The sequence below is a fragment of the Paraburkholderia sp. MM6662-R1 genome, assembly GCF_050436245.1.
Taxonomy (GTDB): Bacteria; Pseudomonadota; Gammaproteobacteria; order Burkholderiales; family Burkholderiaceae; genus Paraburkholderia; species Paraburkholderia tuberum.
Window position 1 is genome coordinate 2,801,909 of sequence record NZ_JBNDLV010000001.1, and the last position, 14,204, is coordinate 2,816,112.

At 62.9% G+C, this 14,204-nt stretch carries 15 protein-coding genes and 2 pseudogenes; 11 read left to right on the plus strand and 6 right to left on the minus strand.

All coding sequences use genetic code 11. The features are described from left to right. The first annotated feature begins 68 nt into the window (after positions 1 to 68). From OKW39_RS13180 to OKW39_RS13190, 3 genes are all read left to right on the plus strand, one after another. Positions 69 to 896 carry a hypothetical protein gene (locus OKW39_RS13180; protein ID WP_429562851.1) on the plus strand — a complete coding sequence of 276 codons (828 nt, stop codon included), beginning with the start codon at positions 69 to 71 and terminating at the stop codon, positions 894 to 896. Positions 897 to 993: 97 nt separating this feature from the next. Then, a complete protein-coding gene (locus OKW39_RS13185) occupies positions 994 to 1,557 on the plus strand; it encodes a hypothetical protein (RefSeq protein ID WP_429562852.1) in 564 nt (187 codons plus the stop codon). Between the two features lie 361 nt (positions 1,558 to 1,918). Continuing rightward, positions 1,919 to 2,518: a rhomboid family intramembrane serine protease gene (locus OKW39_RS13190; RefSeq protein ID WP_429562853.1), complete on the plus strand. Its 600-nt coding sequence runs from the start codon at positions 1,919 to 1,921 to the stop codon at positions 2,516 to 2,518. Positions 2,519 to 2,569: 51 nt separating this feature from the next. On the opposite strand, the gene OKW39_RS13195 is transcribed toward OKW39_RS13190, so the two are convergent. Beyond that, positions 2,570 to 2,830 carry a DUF6723 family protein gene (locus OKW39_RS13195; RefSeq protein WP_429562854.1) on the minus strand — a complete coding sequence of 87 codons (261 nt, stop codon included), beginning with the start codon at positions 2,828 to 2,830 and terminating at the stop codon, positions 2,570 to 2,572. 239 nt (positions 2,831 to 3,069) lie between these two features. On the opposite strand from OKW39_RS13195, the gene OKW39_RS13200 reads away from it, so the two are divergent. The 5 genes from OKW39_RS13200 to OKW39_RS13220 all read left to right on the plus strand — a co-directional run bounded on the left by OKW39_RS13200 (position 3,070) and on the right by OKW39_RS13220 (position 8,560). Continuing rightward, positions 3,070 to 4,305 (plus strand): alkaline phosphatase family protein, encoded by a 1,236-nt coding sequence (locus OKW39_RS13200; RefSeq protein ID WP_090802597.1) that lies wholly within the window; start codon positions 3,070 to 3,072, stop codon positions 4,303 to 4,305. 8 nt (positions 4,306 to 4,313) lie between these two features. Then, on the plus strand, positions 4,314 to 5,600 hold the full coding sequence (locus OKW39_RS13205; RefSeq protein WP_429562855.1) for a cytochrome-c peroxidase: 1,287 nt from the start codon (positions 4,314 to 4,316) through the stop codon (positions 5,598 to 5,600). A gap of 125 nt (positions 5,601 to 5,725) precedes the next feature. Continuing rightward, entirely contained in the window at positions 5,726 to 6,418 is a 693-nt protein-coding gene (locus OKW39_RS13210; RefSeq protein WP_429562856.1) for a lytic transglycosylase domain-containing protein, read from the plus strand. A gap of 192 nt (positions 6,419 to 6,610) precedes the next feature. After that, positions 6,611 to 7,528, plus strand: a complete 918-nt coding sequence (locus tag OKW39_RS13215) for a DUF2242 domain-containing protein (protein WP_429562857.1) — start codon at positions 6,611 to 6,613, stop codon at positions 7,526 to 7,528. Between the two features lie 780 nt (positions 7,529 to 8,308). Continuing rightward, on the plus strand, positions 8,309 to 8,560 hold the full coding sequence (locus OKW39_RS13220) for a hypothetical protein (protein WP_184056386.1): 252 nt from the start codon (positions 8,309 to 8,311) through the stop codon (positions 8,558 to 8,560). A gap of 80 nt (positions 8,561 to 8,640) precedes the next feature. Here OKW39_RS13220 and OKW39_RS13225 read toward each other — a convergent pair whose 3' ends face one another. Further along, a complete protein-coding gene (locus tag OKW39_RS13225) occupies positions 8,641 to 9,570 on the minus strand; it encodes a DMT family transporter (RefSeq protein WP_429562858.1) in 930 nt (309 codons plus the stop codon). 236 nt (positions 9,571 to 9,806) lie between these two features. On the opposite strand from OKW39_RS13225, the gene OKW39_RS13230 reads away from it, so the two are divergent. Together OKW39_RS13230 and OKW39_RS13235 are read left to right on the plus strand one after the other, a co-directional pair. Further along, positions 9,807 to 10,559, plus strand: a complete 753-nt coding sequence (locus OKW39_RS13230; RefSeq protein ID WP_429562859.1) for an IclR family transcriptional regulator domain-containing protein — start codon at positions 9,807 to 9,809, stop codon at positions 10,557 to 10,559. A gap of 265 nt (positions 10,560 to 10,824) precedes the next feature. Continuing rightward, complete coding sequence (locus OKW39_RS13235) at positions 10,825 to 11,034, plus strand: hypothetical protein (RefSeq protein WP_429335429.1); 210 nt, start codon at positions 10,825 to 10,827, stop codon at positions 11,032 to 11,034. 151 nt (positions 11,035 to 11,185) lie between these two features. On the opposite strand, the gene OKW39_RS13240 is transcribed toward OKW39_RS13235, so the two are convergent. Both OKW39_RS13240 and OKW39_RS13245 read right to left on the minus strand, forming a co-directional pair. Continuing rightward, a complete protein-coding gene (locus OKW39_RS13240) occupies positions 11,186 to 11,461 on the minus strand; it encodes a hypothetical protein (protein WP_018418694.1) in 276 nt (91 codons plus the stop codon). A 53-nt stretch (positions 11,462 to 11,514) separates the two neighbouring features. Next, positions 11,515 to 12,273 (minus strand): Mut7-C RNAse domain-containing protein, encoded by a 759-nt coding sequence (locus tag OKW39_RS13245; RefSeq protein WP_184056392.1) that lies wholly within the window; start codon positions 12,271 to 12,273, stop codon positions 11,515 to 11,517. Positions 12,274 to 12,366: 93 nt separating this feature from the next. Here OKW39_RS13245 and OKW39_RS13250 point away from each other — a divergent pair, with 93 nt between their 5' ends. Further along, positions 12,367 to 13,236, plus strand: coding sequence for an NAD(P)-dependent oxidoreductase (locus OKW39_RS13250; protein ID WP_184034705.1), 870 nt, complete (start codon positions 12,367 to 12,369; stop codon positions 13,234 to 13,236). A 377-nt stretch (positions 13,237 to 13,613) separates the two neighbouring features. On the opposite strand, the pseudogene OKW39_RS13255 reads toward OKW39_RS13250, so the two are convergent. Continuing rightward, a pseudogene (locus tag OKW39_RS13255) lies at positions 13,614 to 13,832 on the minus strand (OmpW family outer membrane protein); the annotation flags it as partial. After that, positions 13,792 to 14,175: pseudogene (locus tag OKW39_RS13260) on the minus strand (DUF2957 domain-containing protein); the annotation flags it as partial. The pseudogenes OKW39_RS13260 and OKW39_RS13255, both read right to left, overlap by 41 nt. Positions 14,176 to 14,204 lie beyond the last annotated feature (29 nt).

The window sequence follows — 14,204 nt, forward strand, 5'->3', positions numbered from 1 at the left end:
CCGCATTACCCACTGAGTTTTTAAAAGAGCCACAATTAGAGACGTTCCTTCTGATGGCGATACAACACGTGAACCTCTATGCGAACAAGCGTCATCTGCGCAGCGAAGCAATGCGGGAAAAGGGAGTCCGGATACATCCATATTCGCTCTGGAACTACTACCAGCGTCCGGAGAACCGCGCTGGCGACCAGCGGCGTGAATGGAATCCCTTTGACATTTGGCTCAGGTTCATACCTTGGCGAACAGCGAGCGTGCGCGGTGGCAAGATTAGATACCTCGGCAGGCGTTGGCGCTCGGATGAGCTCGATGCGCTCTATGACAGGCATATGGGCAAGAAGGCGAAGACGCGCGGCACGCTCTCAATCGAGTTCAAACGGGTTGGCCCGTACGCCAAGCGCCTACAGTGGCGCGCGGATGATGGAAAGATTGGCGAGCTCGAGATGGTCGAGGAAGACAAGTTCATGTTAGGCGCTATGACTTGGAAGCAGTTGGAACTGCGCAACTTCGACGACAGAACTCAGGCGGTGAAAGCGGAGCCGAAAGCAAGCCGCAGCCGAAGTCGGCTGCAAGATAAACCGCATAAGAAGATTGCTAAAGTCGAAAAAGCTCGGCAAGCCTCGGCGGTCACTGCGTTCCACGGTCCTACCCCCAAACAGGCTCGGGAAGACGGACAGGCTCGACGGGAGGCACGGAGGCTTGCAGACCTCCGAGCGGCACATGGCAGTTCGGGCGACCAGCAGAACGACATCGCCTCTGTGGAGACCATCGTCGAAGAGAGCGTGAGCATCTTCTTCGAGTCGTTTCATGGGTCAATGGCCGAACAGGCATACGACAGCGACCTCGAAGCTCGGCTGCTGGCGATTGCCCAATCGCAAAGCCGCATCGCACGACCGTGACTTGGTTGCGTCACTTCTCGGAGCGGTGGTGACATCGCTCCGTACTCTTACTCTTGGCGCACGAAGCCGCGTCGCCATCACAGATAAGGAGTCTGACATGGCTGCAGCAGACCGTAATCGACCTTCATCGTCCGACAAAACGGCATTCTTCTTCCCGCCTACACTTGAGTCGGTCAAGAGGCAAGGAAAAAAGCTCCGGAAGATGTTCGGTAAGGAAGCATTGCACTTGAGTAACGCATACAACCTCGCTGCCCGGATTTTCGGCTACCAAAACTACTGGGCCATACGCGAAGCACATCTGTCGAATGACGTACGTCCCACTGTCTGGGACCACGAACTCAGCGAGTCGCAACTGCGCGAACGTCGAAGAGTTCAAACCGAGGTGCTGGCGACTGGGATGCAGATAAGCGGTGCGTATGCTCTCGAGATTCTCGACGCCTGTCGGTTATCGGCTCGGAATGTCAACCTGATAGACGAGCAATCGCTGCCCGAGGAATTCCGCGGGCAGGTGGGTGGTCGTGCCGTTGTTGACGATGGCGGAAGCCGAGGGCTGACCGGGAGGATAGAGCTTGGCGACTCGGCCGGTGCGGCGGCCACCGCGCAATTCAATCAGGTGAAGGTGGTGTACCGGAAGCGCCGGCTGGTGCAGAGGGCTGTGTGACAAACGGTCTTGGGAAGCGATGCCGGCTTCCCCACACCGAGCTTAAGTGAAACTATTAGAAGTTCGCGTCAGGGACGCCATGTCAAAAGGAACGAGCCGCGCTAACAAGGAGCATCGAGGTGCTACAGGCAGGCCGAATCTTAAGTCGTTGATTTTGCGGAAAAAAAGACTCGGCTTAAGTGAAACTTCGCCGCTTAAGTGAAACTAATAGAAGTGGCTAGGGCCGCAAGCTCACGCAATCAGCCGCGCCGCCATGCGGTCCGGCGGACGAAACACCATCGGCATCTGTCGTGCAACGATGCCTCGACGTGACGACGCCACATCGACTACCCTCTGTCGACATCCATGTGGCCTCGTCATCATGAAGACCTCATCTCCCAACACGCTCACCGAAAAGCTGAAGTCACGCGTCGTGCTAATCGGGCTGTTCGTCGGTTCGATGTGGGCGGTGTTCTTTCTGTCGGTTGCGTTGCCGTTCCTGCATCTGAACGAACACGGCGTCGTGCCGCCTTCGCTCGACGGCTTGCAGGGCATCCTGTTCGCGCCGTGGCTGCATGCGAGCGTCGGACACATCGCCGCCAACACGAGCGGGCTCGTCGTACTCGGCTGGCTGTGTACGTGGCCGGATATCGCCGGCTTCTGGCGCGCGACCATCGGCGCGATGCTCGGCGCCGGTCTTTGCGCGTGGCTATTCGGCGCGCCGTATTCGGTGCATATCGGCGCGAGCGGGCTGGTGTTCGGCTATGCGGGTCACCTGGTTGCGCGTGGTTACTACACGCGCAATCTCGTGTCGATCCTCGTGGCCCTGGTCGTCGTCAGCAGCTACGGTCTGAGCCTGCTGTTCGGCGTACTGCCGATCTATCCGGATGTGTCGTGGCAGAGCCATGTCGGCGGCGTGCTCGGTGGTGTGCTCGCCGCGCGTGCGGGGGCCGGCGCGGCAAACCGGGTACGCGTGCGCTGACCCACCTGTATTTTTTCGCCTATCGGCATATCGCCGGGTGATCGACGAATCCTACAACTCCGGCCGCGCCAGATCGCTCGCGACGATGTGTTCGCCATACACCTGCGCGGCCGCGAGCGCTTCGAGTCGGCTCGCGTGTGGGCCCAGTTCGGGCGCGCCATCGAATGGAAACAGCACGCGGCCGTCGGTCGTGCGCACCACCGTCAATACGCCGAAGAAGCGCCGGTAGCCGGCCATTTTCGCGCTCGCCGAAATCTCGAAGTCGTCCTCCGACGTGCCGGGGACGCTGGGAATAAACGCGGTCTTGCTCATAGCTGAAACATCGGTTGTTCGTTGAGGCGGCATGCAACGATGCGCGCGGCCGACGCGCATTGTCTCAAATCGGCGCGAAGCGTGAATCGAGTCGGCAACCCGCTGGTTCGCCAATGGTTTTATCGGTGAACTAACGTCAACTTTCACGGCAATGTCATAGGCGCTCCATAAAGTCTGCCCGCAAATAAAACCGCATTCCCGACAGGGCAACAAAGAGACAGCAACAGAGGGCCACGAACATGTCACACCGCATTGGGCTACGCGCACTCATCATGGCCGCTTGCGCGGCTTTAATCGCTTTGATCGTGGCCGCCTGCGGCTCGTCTTCTTCGTCCGGCGGGCTGCAACTGACCGGACAGCAGCAGATTCGCCACGTCTTCGTGATCACGCTCGAAAACGAAAACTACGCGACCACATTCGGCGCCAACACCAAAGCGCCGTATCTCGCGCAAACACTGGCATCGCAAGGCGCGCTCGTGCAGCAGTACTACGGCACGGGCCACGTGAGTCTCGACAACTACATCTCGATGATCAGCGGCCAGTCGCCGACCAACGAGACCGACAACGACTGCATGACCTATCAGGACTTCAAGCTGACCGGCATGACGTCCGATGGCCAGGCGATCGGCTCGGGCTGTGTGTATCCGGCGAGCGTGAAGACGTTGCCGGACCAGCTGAAGGCAGCGGGCTATACGTGGAAGGGCTATGAAGGCGACATGGGCAACGATCCGTCGCGCGAAGCGGCCACCTGCGGCCATCCGACGCTGAACACGACGGACCTCACGCAGTCGGCCGAAGCGCCGAGCGCGGCCGTGCCGCTCGGCGACCAGTATGCGACGCGCCACAATCCGTTCATGTACTTCCACTCGATCATCGATTCGCCGGACTGCGGACAGCACGTCGTCAATCTGAATAACCTGCAGAACGATCTGCAATCGGTCTCGACCACGGCGAACTTCAACCTGATCACGCCGAACCTGTGCGACGACGGCCACGACGCACCTTGCGTGAACGGCCAGCCGGGCGGCCTGACGAGCGCGAACACGTTCCTGCAGAAGTGGGTGCCGATCATCACCGCATCGCCGGCGTTCCAGAAGGATGGCCTGCTGATCATCAACTTCGACGAAAGCAGCTACGCGACGGTCACGCAGTCCGCGTCGGGCGAGGATCTGATATTTGCCGGCACGACCTGCTGTAGCCAGCAACCCGGGCCGAACCTGCCGTCGTTCCCGGAGACTTCGTCGCTCGCCTATAACGGCATCACGATCAACCTGACCAAGTCGAGCTACGGCGGCGACCAGACCGGCGCTGTGATGATCTCGAAGTTCATCAAGCCGGGTACGGTGTCCACGGTGCCGTACAACCACTATTCGATGCTGAAGAGCATCGAGGACATTTTCCAGCTCGACCACCTTGGTTATGCGGGACAGGCCGGTCTGGTGGGGTTCGGCAGCGACATCTTCACGAACCTGTAAAAGACTCGATGCTGTCTTCTGTCATACGATTCACGGCGCGCGCGAGCGCGCGTCGGATAGCGCTCGCCGCCCTGATGGGCGGCGCGTTACTGGGGGGCGCCGGTGCGGCGCCCGCTGTTGCGTCGAATGCGACACCGACATCCGCCGATGCGAAGCCCGTCTATAGCGACGCCGCCGCGCTCGGCAAACTGATGTTCTTCGATCCGGCGCTGTCGGCCTCGGGCAAGATGTCGTGCGCGAGCTGCCACAGTCCCGAGCACGCGTACGGGCCGCCCAACGGTCTCGCCGCGCAACTGGGCGGCACGGACTTGCATCAGCAGGGCACACGCGCGGTGCCGAGCCTGCGCTACGTGCTGAACCGTACGCCGATCTGGACGCATGCGCAGGCGGCGAGCCTGTCCGAGCGGCTCAGCGAAACGGACAACGCGCCGGTCGGCGGCTTCGGCTGGGACGGGCGCTTCAACTATCTGCACGATCAGGCGAACTTCCCGCTGTTCAATCCGAACGAGATGGCCAACAAGGATCCGGCCGCATTGCTCGCGAAGATGCAGCGCGTGCCATACGCTGCGCGCTTCAAGGAAGTATTCGGCCAGAACATTTTTGCCGATCCGACCAAGGCGTTCACCCAGGCGATGTACGCGATCGAGCGCTTCGAGCTCGAAGACCCGAGTTTTCATCCGTACACGAGCAAGTTCGACTACTACCTGGACGGGAAAGTGCAACTAACTGCACAAGAGCTACGCGGCAAAAAACTGTTCGACGACCCCGCCGGCGGCAATTGCGCATCCTGTCATATCGACCAGTCGGGCGTGAACGGCGCTCATCCGCTTTTCACCGACTTCAACTTTCAGGCGCTTGGCGTGCCGCGCAACGCTGAACTGAAGGTCAACGCCGATCCGAAGTATTTCGACATGGGCCTGTGCGGACCATTGCGTACGGATCAGAGCGACAAGCTGAACTGCGGACTGTTCAAGTCGGTGTCGCTGCGCAATACCGCAACGCGTCACGTGTTTTTTCACAACGGTCGCTTCCACACGCTGAAAGAGGCGTTGCGTTTCTACGTGCAACGCGATACGAACCCGGACAAGTGGTATCCAAGGGATGCGCACGGCAAAGTCGACAAATTCAACGATCTGCCGGTCGCACTGCGCGTGAACGTCGATATGACCGACGAGCCGCTGACGCGCAAAACGGGCGAGCGTCCGGTCTGGTCCGAGCGTGATATCGACGACGTCGCCGCATTCCTCGCGACGCTGAGCGACGGCTATGACCTGAAGTCAAAAGCGGTCAAATGAACGCATCGGAAAGCGGGGCGAGTTCCGCTCACCCTTGATTTAAAAGACAAAAATTGCCGAGGAAAGGCGCCGCCCGACGCCGCGGCGCTATAATGCGCGGATCTTTGCTTCCTCCGACGTCCACTATGAGCCGGTTACTTTGCCTGATCGTGCTTTCGCTCGGCCTCGCGCAAACCGCGGCGGCCGACGAAAACAGCGACCGAATATCGGCGTACCTGACGCAGAAGTTCGGTGTGGGCAAAGAAAAGGCTCAAAAGATCTCCGACGCGGTGCAATCCGCCGCCAACAAATACTCCCTTCCTCCGGCGCTGCTGCTCGCCATCATCTCGATCGAATCCCGCTTCAAGGAAAAAGCCCGCGGCGCCAATGGCGCGACGGGGCTGATGCAGGTCGTGCCGCAGGCGCACCGCGGCCTGCTGCGCAACGTGAAGGATCTGACCGAGCCGGGTGCGAACATCGAAGCGGGCTCGGCGATTCTGTACGGCTACATGCGCTCGGCGAACGGCGATCTGAATACCGCGCTCAAGAGCTATGGCGGCTCGAAGGCCTATGCGCAGAAGGTGAATCTGCGCGTGGAGGATTTCGCGGCGGTTGCGACACCCGCTGACGGCGCTTCCGGGGCCGCTGGGCGGGCCGCGTCGTGCGAGGCGGATCGTTGCGCCAGCGCGAACCCGTGGGCCGACGCGTTCAGCGTGCCGGCGGCGCTCATTGCATCCGCGGCACCCGCCGCGAGCGGGGCAGCCGGGGCATCGTCGGCCGCGACCTCTGGGTCGACTTCGGCCGCGACGATTGGCTCGACGCGCACGACGTCGAACTAGGCACGCGCGCGATTTCTTTCGCATTTTCGCCCGCATGCACTGCGAGGGCGCGGCGGCGTGCTTCAAGTTGACGCCCTGTTTCCCGCTGTAATAGGGTCCGGGCTGCACCTTGCACGCTTTTTACGCACGTGACGCTGCCCGCTCTACAATGCATTTCCATTCGCGCTCACGAGGCGCTTCTCGCAACTGATCATGCAGAACCCCTTTTCCCGCACCACCGCCGCGGCCCTGTTCGGGCTGGTCGCGCTCACGGCATGCAGCAGCACGCCGCAACCCGAATTCACTCAGGAACTATTCGAAACCGGCGCAAGCCCGTACGCGCGCAATTTCAATTCGAGTACGGGCGATAGCTGCGAAGCCGCGCGCCGCGCATTGCTGAGCCAAGGCTATCTGACGACGATGTCGCGTCCCGATACCGTCGACGGCACGAAGAATTTTCAGCCGACCGGCGATTCGCACGTGGTCGTCGAATTTCACGTCGTGTGCACGCCCGGCGAAGAGGCGGCCGATACCAGCATCGTGTACGTGAACGCGGTGCAGAACGGCTTCGCATTGAAGAAGAGCGATACGTCGGCGAGCGTCGGGCTCAGCGTGCTCGGTTCGCTGTCGCTGCCGATTCGCTCGAATAGCGACGCGATGGTGAAGATCTCGAGCGAGACGATTCCGTCGGGCAAGTTCTATGACCGCTTTTTCGGTCTCGTCGATCATTACTTGCAGACGGTCGTGCGCACGCAGCCGGTGACGAGCAGCCCGATCGAGACGCGGACGCTGCCGATGCCGGTAGCAGCGCCGCTTCAACTGACGATCCCTGAGCCGGTGCCCGAGCCGGTAGCGGCGACCACCTCCACTGCAGTTCGAGCGACGCCGACCGTGCCGGTTCAGACGACGTCACCAGCGCTCGCCCAACCGACGACCGACAAGCCTGTCGTCGTGACGCCACCAGCTGCGGCTCAGGCGGTCCAGTCAGCGCCCGCGCCAGTGCAGTTAACCGCGCCCGCACCGGTTCCGTTGACGACACCGTCGACATCCTCGCCGGTCCAGCCCGCCGACCCAATTGGCCAGGCTGCAGCGATCGATCCCGCGAGCGGCACGGCGCCTCTGGTGCCGTGACAGCGGCGCAGCGGCTTTCGCATCGAGGCTGATCAAGGTCCGATCAGCCTCTGATTCAGGCGCGCAGTGATATTCACCTTATGGTGTTTACTTGATACGTATACATACGTAGTAGTAGTTAACAAGGGTTAACCGATTCTGTGGATAAGTCGCAAATGTCGCGCCGCTTCAACATCATGCGAAACCTATAACCCTGCGGAACACGTCGGTAGAAAAACTACATAACTGGGATAAGTTCGAACACCGTTAGCCGACCCTGATCTTTATCAAGATTTCGCGCACAGGCTGTTCGTCGCGCTATCCCGAAGTTATTCAGAGGTCGCTGGGGATAACCACGCCTCGACCGACACTTCCCGTTGCTCCCGCATCGACGCTTCGCGCGACGCGAAGGGCTCGCCAACGCACAGATTTCCGCCCACCGAACGCGCACATTGATAACGCGGTACGAAGATTGCGCGCCTTCTTATTGCAAGCGCGACTGTTGCTATTTGGTCAAAATCATTTGCCCAACGAACAATCCGGCATAGAGTTAAAGTGCTTTGTGAGGTTTCTGGTGCAGTGCGGGGGATGTATGAAACGCAGATCAGCACGACAGCTAGTCCGTCTTCTGTCCGACCTTCGACATGCGGCCCATTGCAGCTCGTTGCGCGCGGTCGCGACCAGTCGGATGATGGCGCTGGCAGCCGCAGAGGCCGCCGAGAACGGCGACGCCGCTCGCGACGACGACAGTCCCGAGTCCACGCGCGATGCGCAGCGCGGCAAGCTGTTCCGGGGCAGATCATGAGAGCCGCGAGCGAACAGTCGTTGCGGTTTCTGGTCGAGAAGTGGCTTTCGCCATCGCCGGCCGAGCCGGTTCACGTGACGGAGTTCAGCCGCACGCGCGCGGGCGGGCGGCGCTATGTGCGGGTGGAGACGTCGTCGGAACAGGGCGGGCGGGGTTTGTTCTTCTTTCGCCACGACGACGGCTGCTGGTGCGTGTTTCCGCCAACCGCCGATACGCCGAGCCTATTCGCTCATCCGCGCGCGGCATAGTTGGGCGAAGGGGCAAGACGCCTGTCGGCGCGCATCCGCGCACCGAGCGTTGGCGTCGAATCGTTTTATGACGCTGTAAATCACATCCCCTGCGGCGCACGCTGCCGGGCGCGTTTCCAGCCTGGCAGTATCTGACACACGATCAATCCCGCGAGCATCAGCGCAGAGCCGAACAACGCGCGAGTCGTCAGCGTTTCGCCGAAGACGAGCCAGCCCGCAAACGCAGCGAACACGCCTTCCATGCTGAAAATCACCGCCGCATGCGAGGGCGCCGCGTGGCGCTGCGCGACCACCTGGATCGTATACGCGACGCCCACCGATAACGCACCGCCGTACGCGATCGTCGGCGCGGCCCGCGCAATTACCGCGGCGCTAACGGGTTCAATGGCAAGGCCGATCGACAGGCACACGAGCCCACAGGTCACGAACTGCGCGAGTGCGAGCATCAGCGTGTCGTGGCGCGCCGCGAAGCGGCCGACCAGCATCATCTGCGCGGAAATCACCAGCGCCCCGGCGAGCTGATACCAGTCGCCGTACAGTATCGAAAAGTGCTCGTCGACGCTCAGGAAGTACATGCCAACGGCCGCCAGTAGCGCGCCAAGCCACGTACCGAGGCCAGTCCGGTGGCGAAACAGCACGCCGAGCAGCGGCACGATCACCACATACAGCGAACTGATGAAGCCCGCGTTCGCGATCTTCGTGTACTGCAGGCCGATCTGCTGCAGCGAGATCGACACGGCCAGCACGACGCCGAGCAGCCCGCCCGCGCCAAGCAGTTCGCGGGCTCCGCCGGGCGCGCGCTTCGTCCGCTCGCCGAGCGCCGCGCGGCGCACGCAGACGATCATCGTCAGCACGACGAGCGCGCCGAGCAGAAAGCGCAAGCCGGTAAACAGGAACGGGCCGATCGTATCGAGGCTCAGTCGCTGTGCGACGAACGCGGAGCCCCAGATCATCGCGGCGATCAGCATCAGCACGTTCGCGCGCAGGTGTTGGCGGGTATCGGGATGCAAGATTTCTTCTGATTTGTCTTGGGATCGCGCTGGGAAGCCGCGCAGGCGCGCCACGCGGTGCTCAGCCGGTAAGGAATCGCTCACATGATACGCGGGCGTCGCGCGTGGGGCAGGCAAAGCCCGCGAGTCGCGCGATAATCGCGCAACGGCCGTGCGGTCGCCGGCCTGCGGATCGCGGTGATCAAGCGACTTGCGGACCGGACCGCGATCCCCCGCTCCTTCCACGAGCAAACGACATGGACGACAAGGACTGGATCGCGGGCGCCGCGAAGGCGCTCGCGATCATCGAAGCATTCGACGAAGAGCACGCGCGCATGACGCCAACGATGGTCGCCGCGCGCGCCGGCCTGTCGCGCACGGCTGCGCGCCGCTATTTGCTGACGCTGCGCGAGCTCGCCTACGTCGACACAGACGGCAAGCTGTTCTGGCTCGCGCCGCGCGTGCTGCGGCTCGGCCAGTCTTACCTCGATTCGGCGCGGCTGCCGCGCACGGTGCAGCCGTTCCTGCAACGGATCACCGCGACCGTGCAGGAAACCGCGCTGGTCGCGATCCTCGACGAACACGACGTCGTCTACGTCGCGCGCAACGGCGTGAATCGGGCGATGGCGGTCGGCTTCGTGACCGGCTCGCGCGCGCCGGCGCCGTTGTCGTCGGCGGGGCTCGTGCTGCTCGCGTTCCAGCCGCCCGACAGCATCGACCCGTGGCTCGCGTCGTATCCGATCAAGGTTTTCACGCCGTACACCTATTCGACCGTCGAACGGCTCAGAGAAGTGCTTGGCGAAATCCGCCGCAACGGCTACGTGGTCACCGACCAGCAGCTCGAGATCGGTGTGCGCGGCGTCGCGGTCCCGCTGCGCGACCGGCACGGTACGGTGGTCGCGGCGATCAGCGTCAGCATGCCGATTGGCGAGGAGTCGGCGAACGCCGCGCTGCACCGCGTTTTGCCGGCGCTGCAGGAGACCGCGAGCCTGCTGCGGAACCTGGTTTGAGCGCCGCGAAGCGGTCGGCGAGGCGCGCGGGCGGCGGCTTCACGGGGACCTGGTAGGGTCCTTGGTGCGCCTTGCAGGTAGATGAAAGCACGCTGAAAGCAGGCTGTCTCCCGGAAAATACATATCGAGTTTTGCGCATGACAAACCGCCTACGCCTGGGTAATACTCTCCCGCGGGGAGCACAAGGCACCTCGAAGTCCAGCCGCTCTACCGTGCAGCTGTATTCATTCACATTGACTCAGTCGTCTGGTTTGGGGATCAACACATGAAAAAAGTTATCGTCTCGCTCGCAGCCGCTTCGATCGCACTCGTTTCCGTTCAGGCTTTCGCGCAGGCATCGGGTGCCGCTGCTATGGAAGCAGCAAGCGCACCGAAGAAGCACCACGTCAAGCAGTTGAAGACCCACGGCAAGAAGGCACACGTTTCCGCCGCAGCTTCGGCAGCAGGCACGAACGACAAGGGCGTGCAGAACTAAGCCAACGCGCGCTCGTTGGGCGCGACATAGCGCTGCGCCGCACCGGTTGCCGGTCGGTGCAGCCGGTGGCGGCAGATGCGTTGCCAGCAAAAAGGCCAGAGCTCGCGCTCTGGCCTTTTTGCTGTTGCGGCGCATTTTGCGCGCGGGAAGATCAGCCCGCGAGCCCGCGCCGGATCACTTCATCCAGCAGCCCGTTCAGGCCGTCCGGATGACTGGCAGCGCGCGTTTTCAGCTCCTCCACCAGCTCGCCGTTGAGCTTGCACGCAAACGGGACGAGGCCTTGCGCCTGATCGAGCTTGCGCTGCTCGCGCCGGTCGATCTTCGGCTCGGTCGCCGCGTTCTTGCCACCGCGGTTCGCGGTCGCCTGTTTCATCGCGTTGCCCAGTTTCAGCGCCTTGTTCTTTTCAAGGTCGGTTTTTTTCATCATCGGAAAGGCCTCTGCCAAATAGATCAACCCGCATTGTACGCAAGCGCGGGGCGTCAGCCGACACGGTCCGGTGCGCCGGCGGAGACGCTGTCCATCAACGCGCGCATCCTCTGCCAATGCGTGCCTTCCCAGAACACGCGTCCGCATACATCGCAGGTCACGAAGCGGCTGTGCCGCTGCAGCACGCCGCGCGGCACGCGCGGGCCGGCTTCCTCGCGTGCGATGCGTCGCAGCGGCGCGTTGCATACGAGGCATAGCCGAAACGGTTGCGCGCTGCGCGCGAGGTCGAGCCGCTCGAACACTTCGCGCAACTGCTCGCGCGGCCGCAGCGCGCGCACGTAGCAGCCATGCGTGATGTTGCGGCGTTTGAGCAGCTCGCGGTCGCGCGTCAGCACGATGCGCTGCTGCGCGGCGGCGAGCGCCTCGATATCGGCGTCGGGAAAGTGGTTGTCGTACAGCGTATCGAAGCCCGCAAGCCGCAGAAGCGGCGCGAGGCCGCCGAGATGCGCATCGGCGATGAAGCGCATCACGCGCAACGGACGCTCGCGCACGCGCAGCAGCGGCTGGATGTCGAGCGCCTCGAATTTCGGATAGACCGCGACGCGGTCGCCGTCGGCGAGCGGATGATCGAAACCGACCGAGTCGCCGTTCACCAGTATCAGCTCGACCTCGGTATGCGGCACACCGAGCACTTCGATCATGTGCTTGGTCGTTGCGCCGCGCGCGCAGACGCAGGTGAACGCGCGCCGGCGCAGCGGCCGGGCGATGAAGTCGTTCAGCTCCTCGTAGAAGCGGAATGTCGCGGTGACCATGCCTGCAGTATCGCACCGCTCGGGTTGCGCGTTGTCCTGCGCTTGTCGCATGAGTGTGCTCTACTTCGGGTTCTTTAGAAGACGGAGCGATAGATGGACATCGGTTTTATCGGTCTCGGCGAGATGGGCGCCGCGATGGTTGCAAACATTCTGAAAGCCGGGCACCAGGTGCGCGTGTGGAACCGCTCACCGGAAAAGGCCCAGCCGCTGGCCGGGCTGGGCGCGCAAGTCGTCGCGACGCCGGCTGAAGCGTTTGCGGGCGACGCCGTGTTCTCGATGCTCGCCGACGATGCCGCGCTGCGCGAAGTCATCACCGCGTCGTTGCTCGAACATGCGCCGCGCGGGCTGATCCACGCGAATATGGCGACGATTTCCGTGGCGCTCGCCGAGGAACTGGCGACCGCGCACGCGTCGCGCGGCGTGCATTACGTCGCCGCACCGGTGCTCGGGCGGCCCGATGTCGCGGCCGCGGGCAAGCTGACGATCGTCGCGGGGGGCCCGGCCGAATCGATCGACCGGATCCAGCCGATTTTCGACGCACTCGGCCAGAAGACCTGGCGCATCGGCTCGCTGCCGCAGCAGGCGAACGTGATGAAGCTGGCCGCGAACTTCATGCTCGGCGCGGCGATCGAGACGCTCGGCGAAGCGGCCGCGCTCGTGACGGGCCACGGCCTCGCGATGCAGGACTTTCTCGACGTGATCACGAGCGGCCTGTTTCCGGGACCGGTGTACTCGGGCTACGGCAAGCTGATCGCCGAGCAGCGCTTCGAGCCGGCGCTGTTCAAGGCGCGTCTGGGACTGAAGGACGTGCGCCTCGCGCTCGCCGCCGCCGATGCGGTGACAACGCCGATGCCGGTCGCGAGCGTGGTTCGCGACAGCCTGATCGAGGCGATCGCGCACGGCGACGGCGAGAAGGATTTCGCGGTGCTGGGTCAGGTCGCGACGCGCCGGGCCGGCCGCTGACGGCGCTGTCGATCCCCGGACGCGAGCGATCGACGCAGCGTGGCCGCATGAGTCGCGCTGGGCGGCAAGGCATAATAGCCGCCCGATCCTGTGTTCGTCGGTTTCGGCGCGATGATGGCGCTGGTGAGGCACTAAGCACCGCGCGTGTCGGCAGACCAGGGAAAACTGAGCCGTACCCATGTGACCGTTGTATGTCTGCAACATTGAGGGTCAACCCTAATTTGCATGTTGCAACGCACCAAGCGGTCTGCTATAGTTCGTCTTGTCTCCTCCATGTCTCCTCTGATATGGATTCAGCCCGCCAACCTAGGTGGGCTTTTTTTTGCCCGGAATTCGCCGCGCGCCCAAAGCGGCGCCGCGACCGCGGAAAATCAAATTCAGAACTTATACGAGACGGCCAGGAAGGAAATGATCGGGTTTGCGCGCAGATCCGCCTTCGACACGCCAAGCTCCGTCCCATCGGCCGCCTTGATGATGACCGACGACGTCGTCTTCAGCGGGATATACGTGACCGACGCAACGAGCCCCCAGTGCACGGTGATGTTGTACGCAAGGCCCGCGTTGAACACCGGCGCCCACGACGACGACGCCTTCGCCCACGAAAATCCGCGCCGGCCGGCTCGCATCGAGGCTCGCGCCGTTCAGACGGAACGCGCACTGGTTCAGTTTGTTGGTCGGTAGCCGCGTTTCCTGGGTCAGGGAGCCGCTCGCGAACTGGCCCGCGCGCGTCGGGGCGACGGTGCCGGTGGTGGCGGGAATCGGCGACTGGATGTAGCTGATCTGCCACGTCATCTTCGTCGTATCGAGCTGCAGTTTGACGAGTTCACCGTCTCCGCCGCCACCGGTGAAGACCGTGCCGTAGTCGAGCGACGCAGGGCACAGCCGCGTTTCGGTCATCGGTCCGTCGCCGGCTCCCATTCCGGCCACCGTCTGCTTCATGTGTCCTGCACTGAGCCGCGCGGGTCGGC

Bases quoted from the DNA above. Each gene is read 5' to 3' on its own strand.
- OKW39_RS13185 (WP_429562852.1), top strand. From the start codon at position 994: ATGGCTGCAGCAGACCGTAATCGACCTTCATCGTCCGACAAAACGGCA.
- OKW39_RS13190 (WP_429562853.1), top strand. From the start codon at position 1,919: ATGAAGACCTCATCTCCCAACACGCTCACCGAAAAGCTGAAGTCACGC.
- OKW39_RS13195 (WP_429562854.1), bottom strand. From the start codon at position 2,830: ATGAGCAAGACCGCGTTTATTCCCAGCGTCCCCGGCACGTCGGAGGAC.
- OKW39_RS13200 (WP_090802597.1), top strand. From the start codon at position 3,070: ATGTCACACCGCATTGGGCTACGCGCACTCATCATGGCCGCTTGCGCG.
- OKW39_RS13205 (WP_429562855.1), top strand. From the start codon at position 4,314: ATGCTGTCTTCTGTCATACGATTCACGGCGCGCGCGAGCGCGCGTCGG.
- OKW39_RS13210 (WP_429562856.1), top strand. From the start codon at position 5,726: ATGAGCCGGTTACTTTGCCTGATCGTGCTTTCGCTCGGCCTCGCGCAA.
- OKW39_RS13215 (WP_429562857.1), top strand. From the start codon at position 6,611: ATGCAGAACCCCTTTTCCCGCACCACCGCCGCGGCCCTGTTCGGGCTG.
- OKW39_RS13220 (WP_184056386.1), top strand. From the start codon at position 8,309: ATGAGAGCCGCGAGCGAACAGTCGTTGCGGTTTCTGGTCGAGAAGTGG.
- OKW39_RS13230 (WP_429562859.1), top strand. From the start codon at position 9,807: ATGGACGACAAGGACTGGATCGCGGGCGCCGCGAAGGCGCTCGCGATC.
- OKW39_RS13235 (WP_429335429.1), top strand. From the start codon at position 10,825: ATGAAAAAAGTTATCGTCTCGCTCGCAGCCGCTTCGATCGCACTCGTT.
- OKW39_RS13240 (WP_018418694.1), bottom strand. From the start codon at position 11,461: ATGATGAAAAAAACCGACCTTGAAAAGAACAAGGCGCTGAAACTGGGC.
- OKW39_RS13245 (WP_184056392.1), bottom strand. From the start codon at position 12,273: ATGGTCACCGCGACATTCCGCTTCTACGAGGAGCTGAACGACTTCATC.
- OKW39_RS13250 (WP_184034705.1), top strand. From the start codon at position 12,367: ATGGACATCGGTTTTATCGGTCTCGGCGAGATGGGCGCCGCGATGGTT.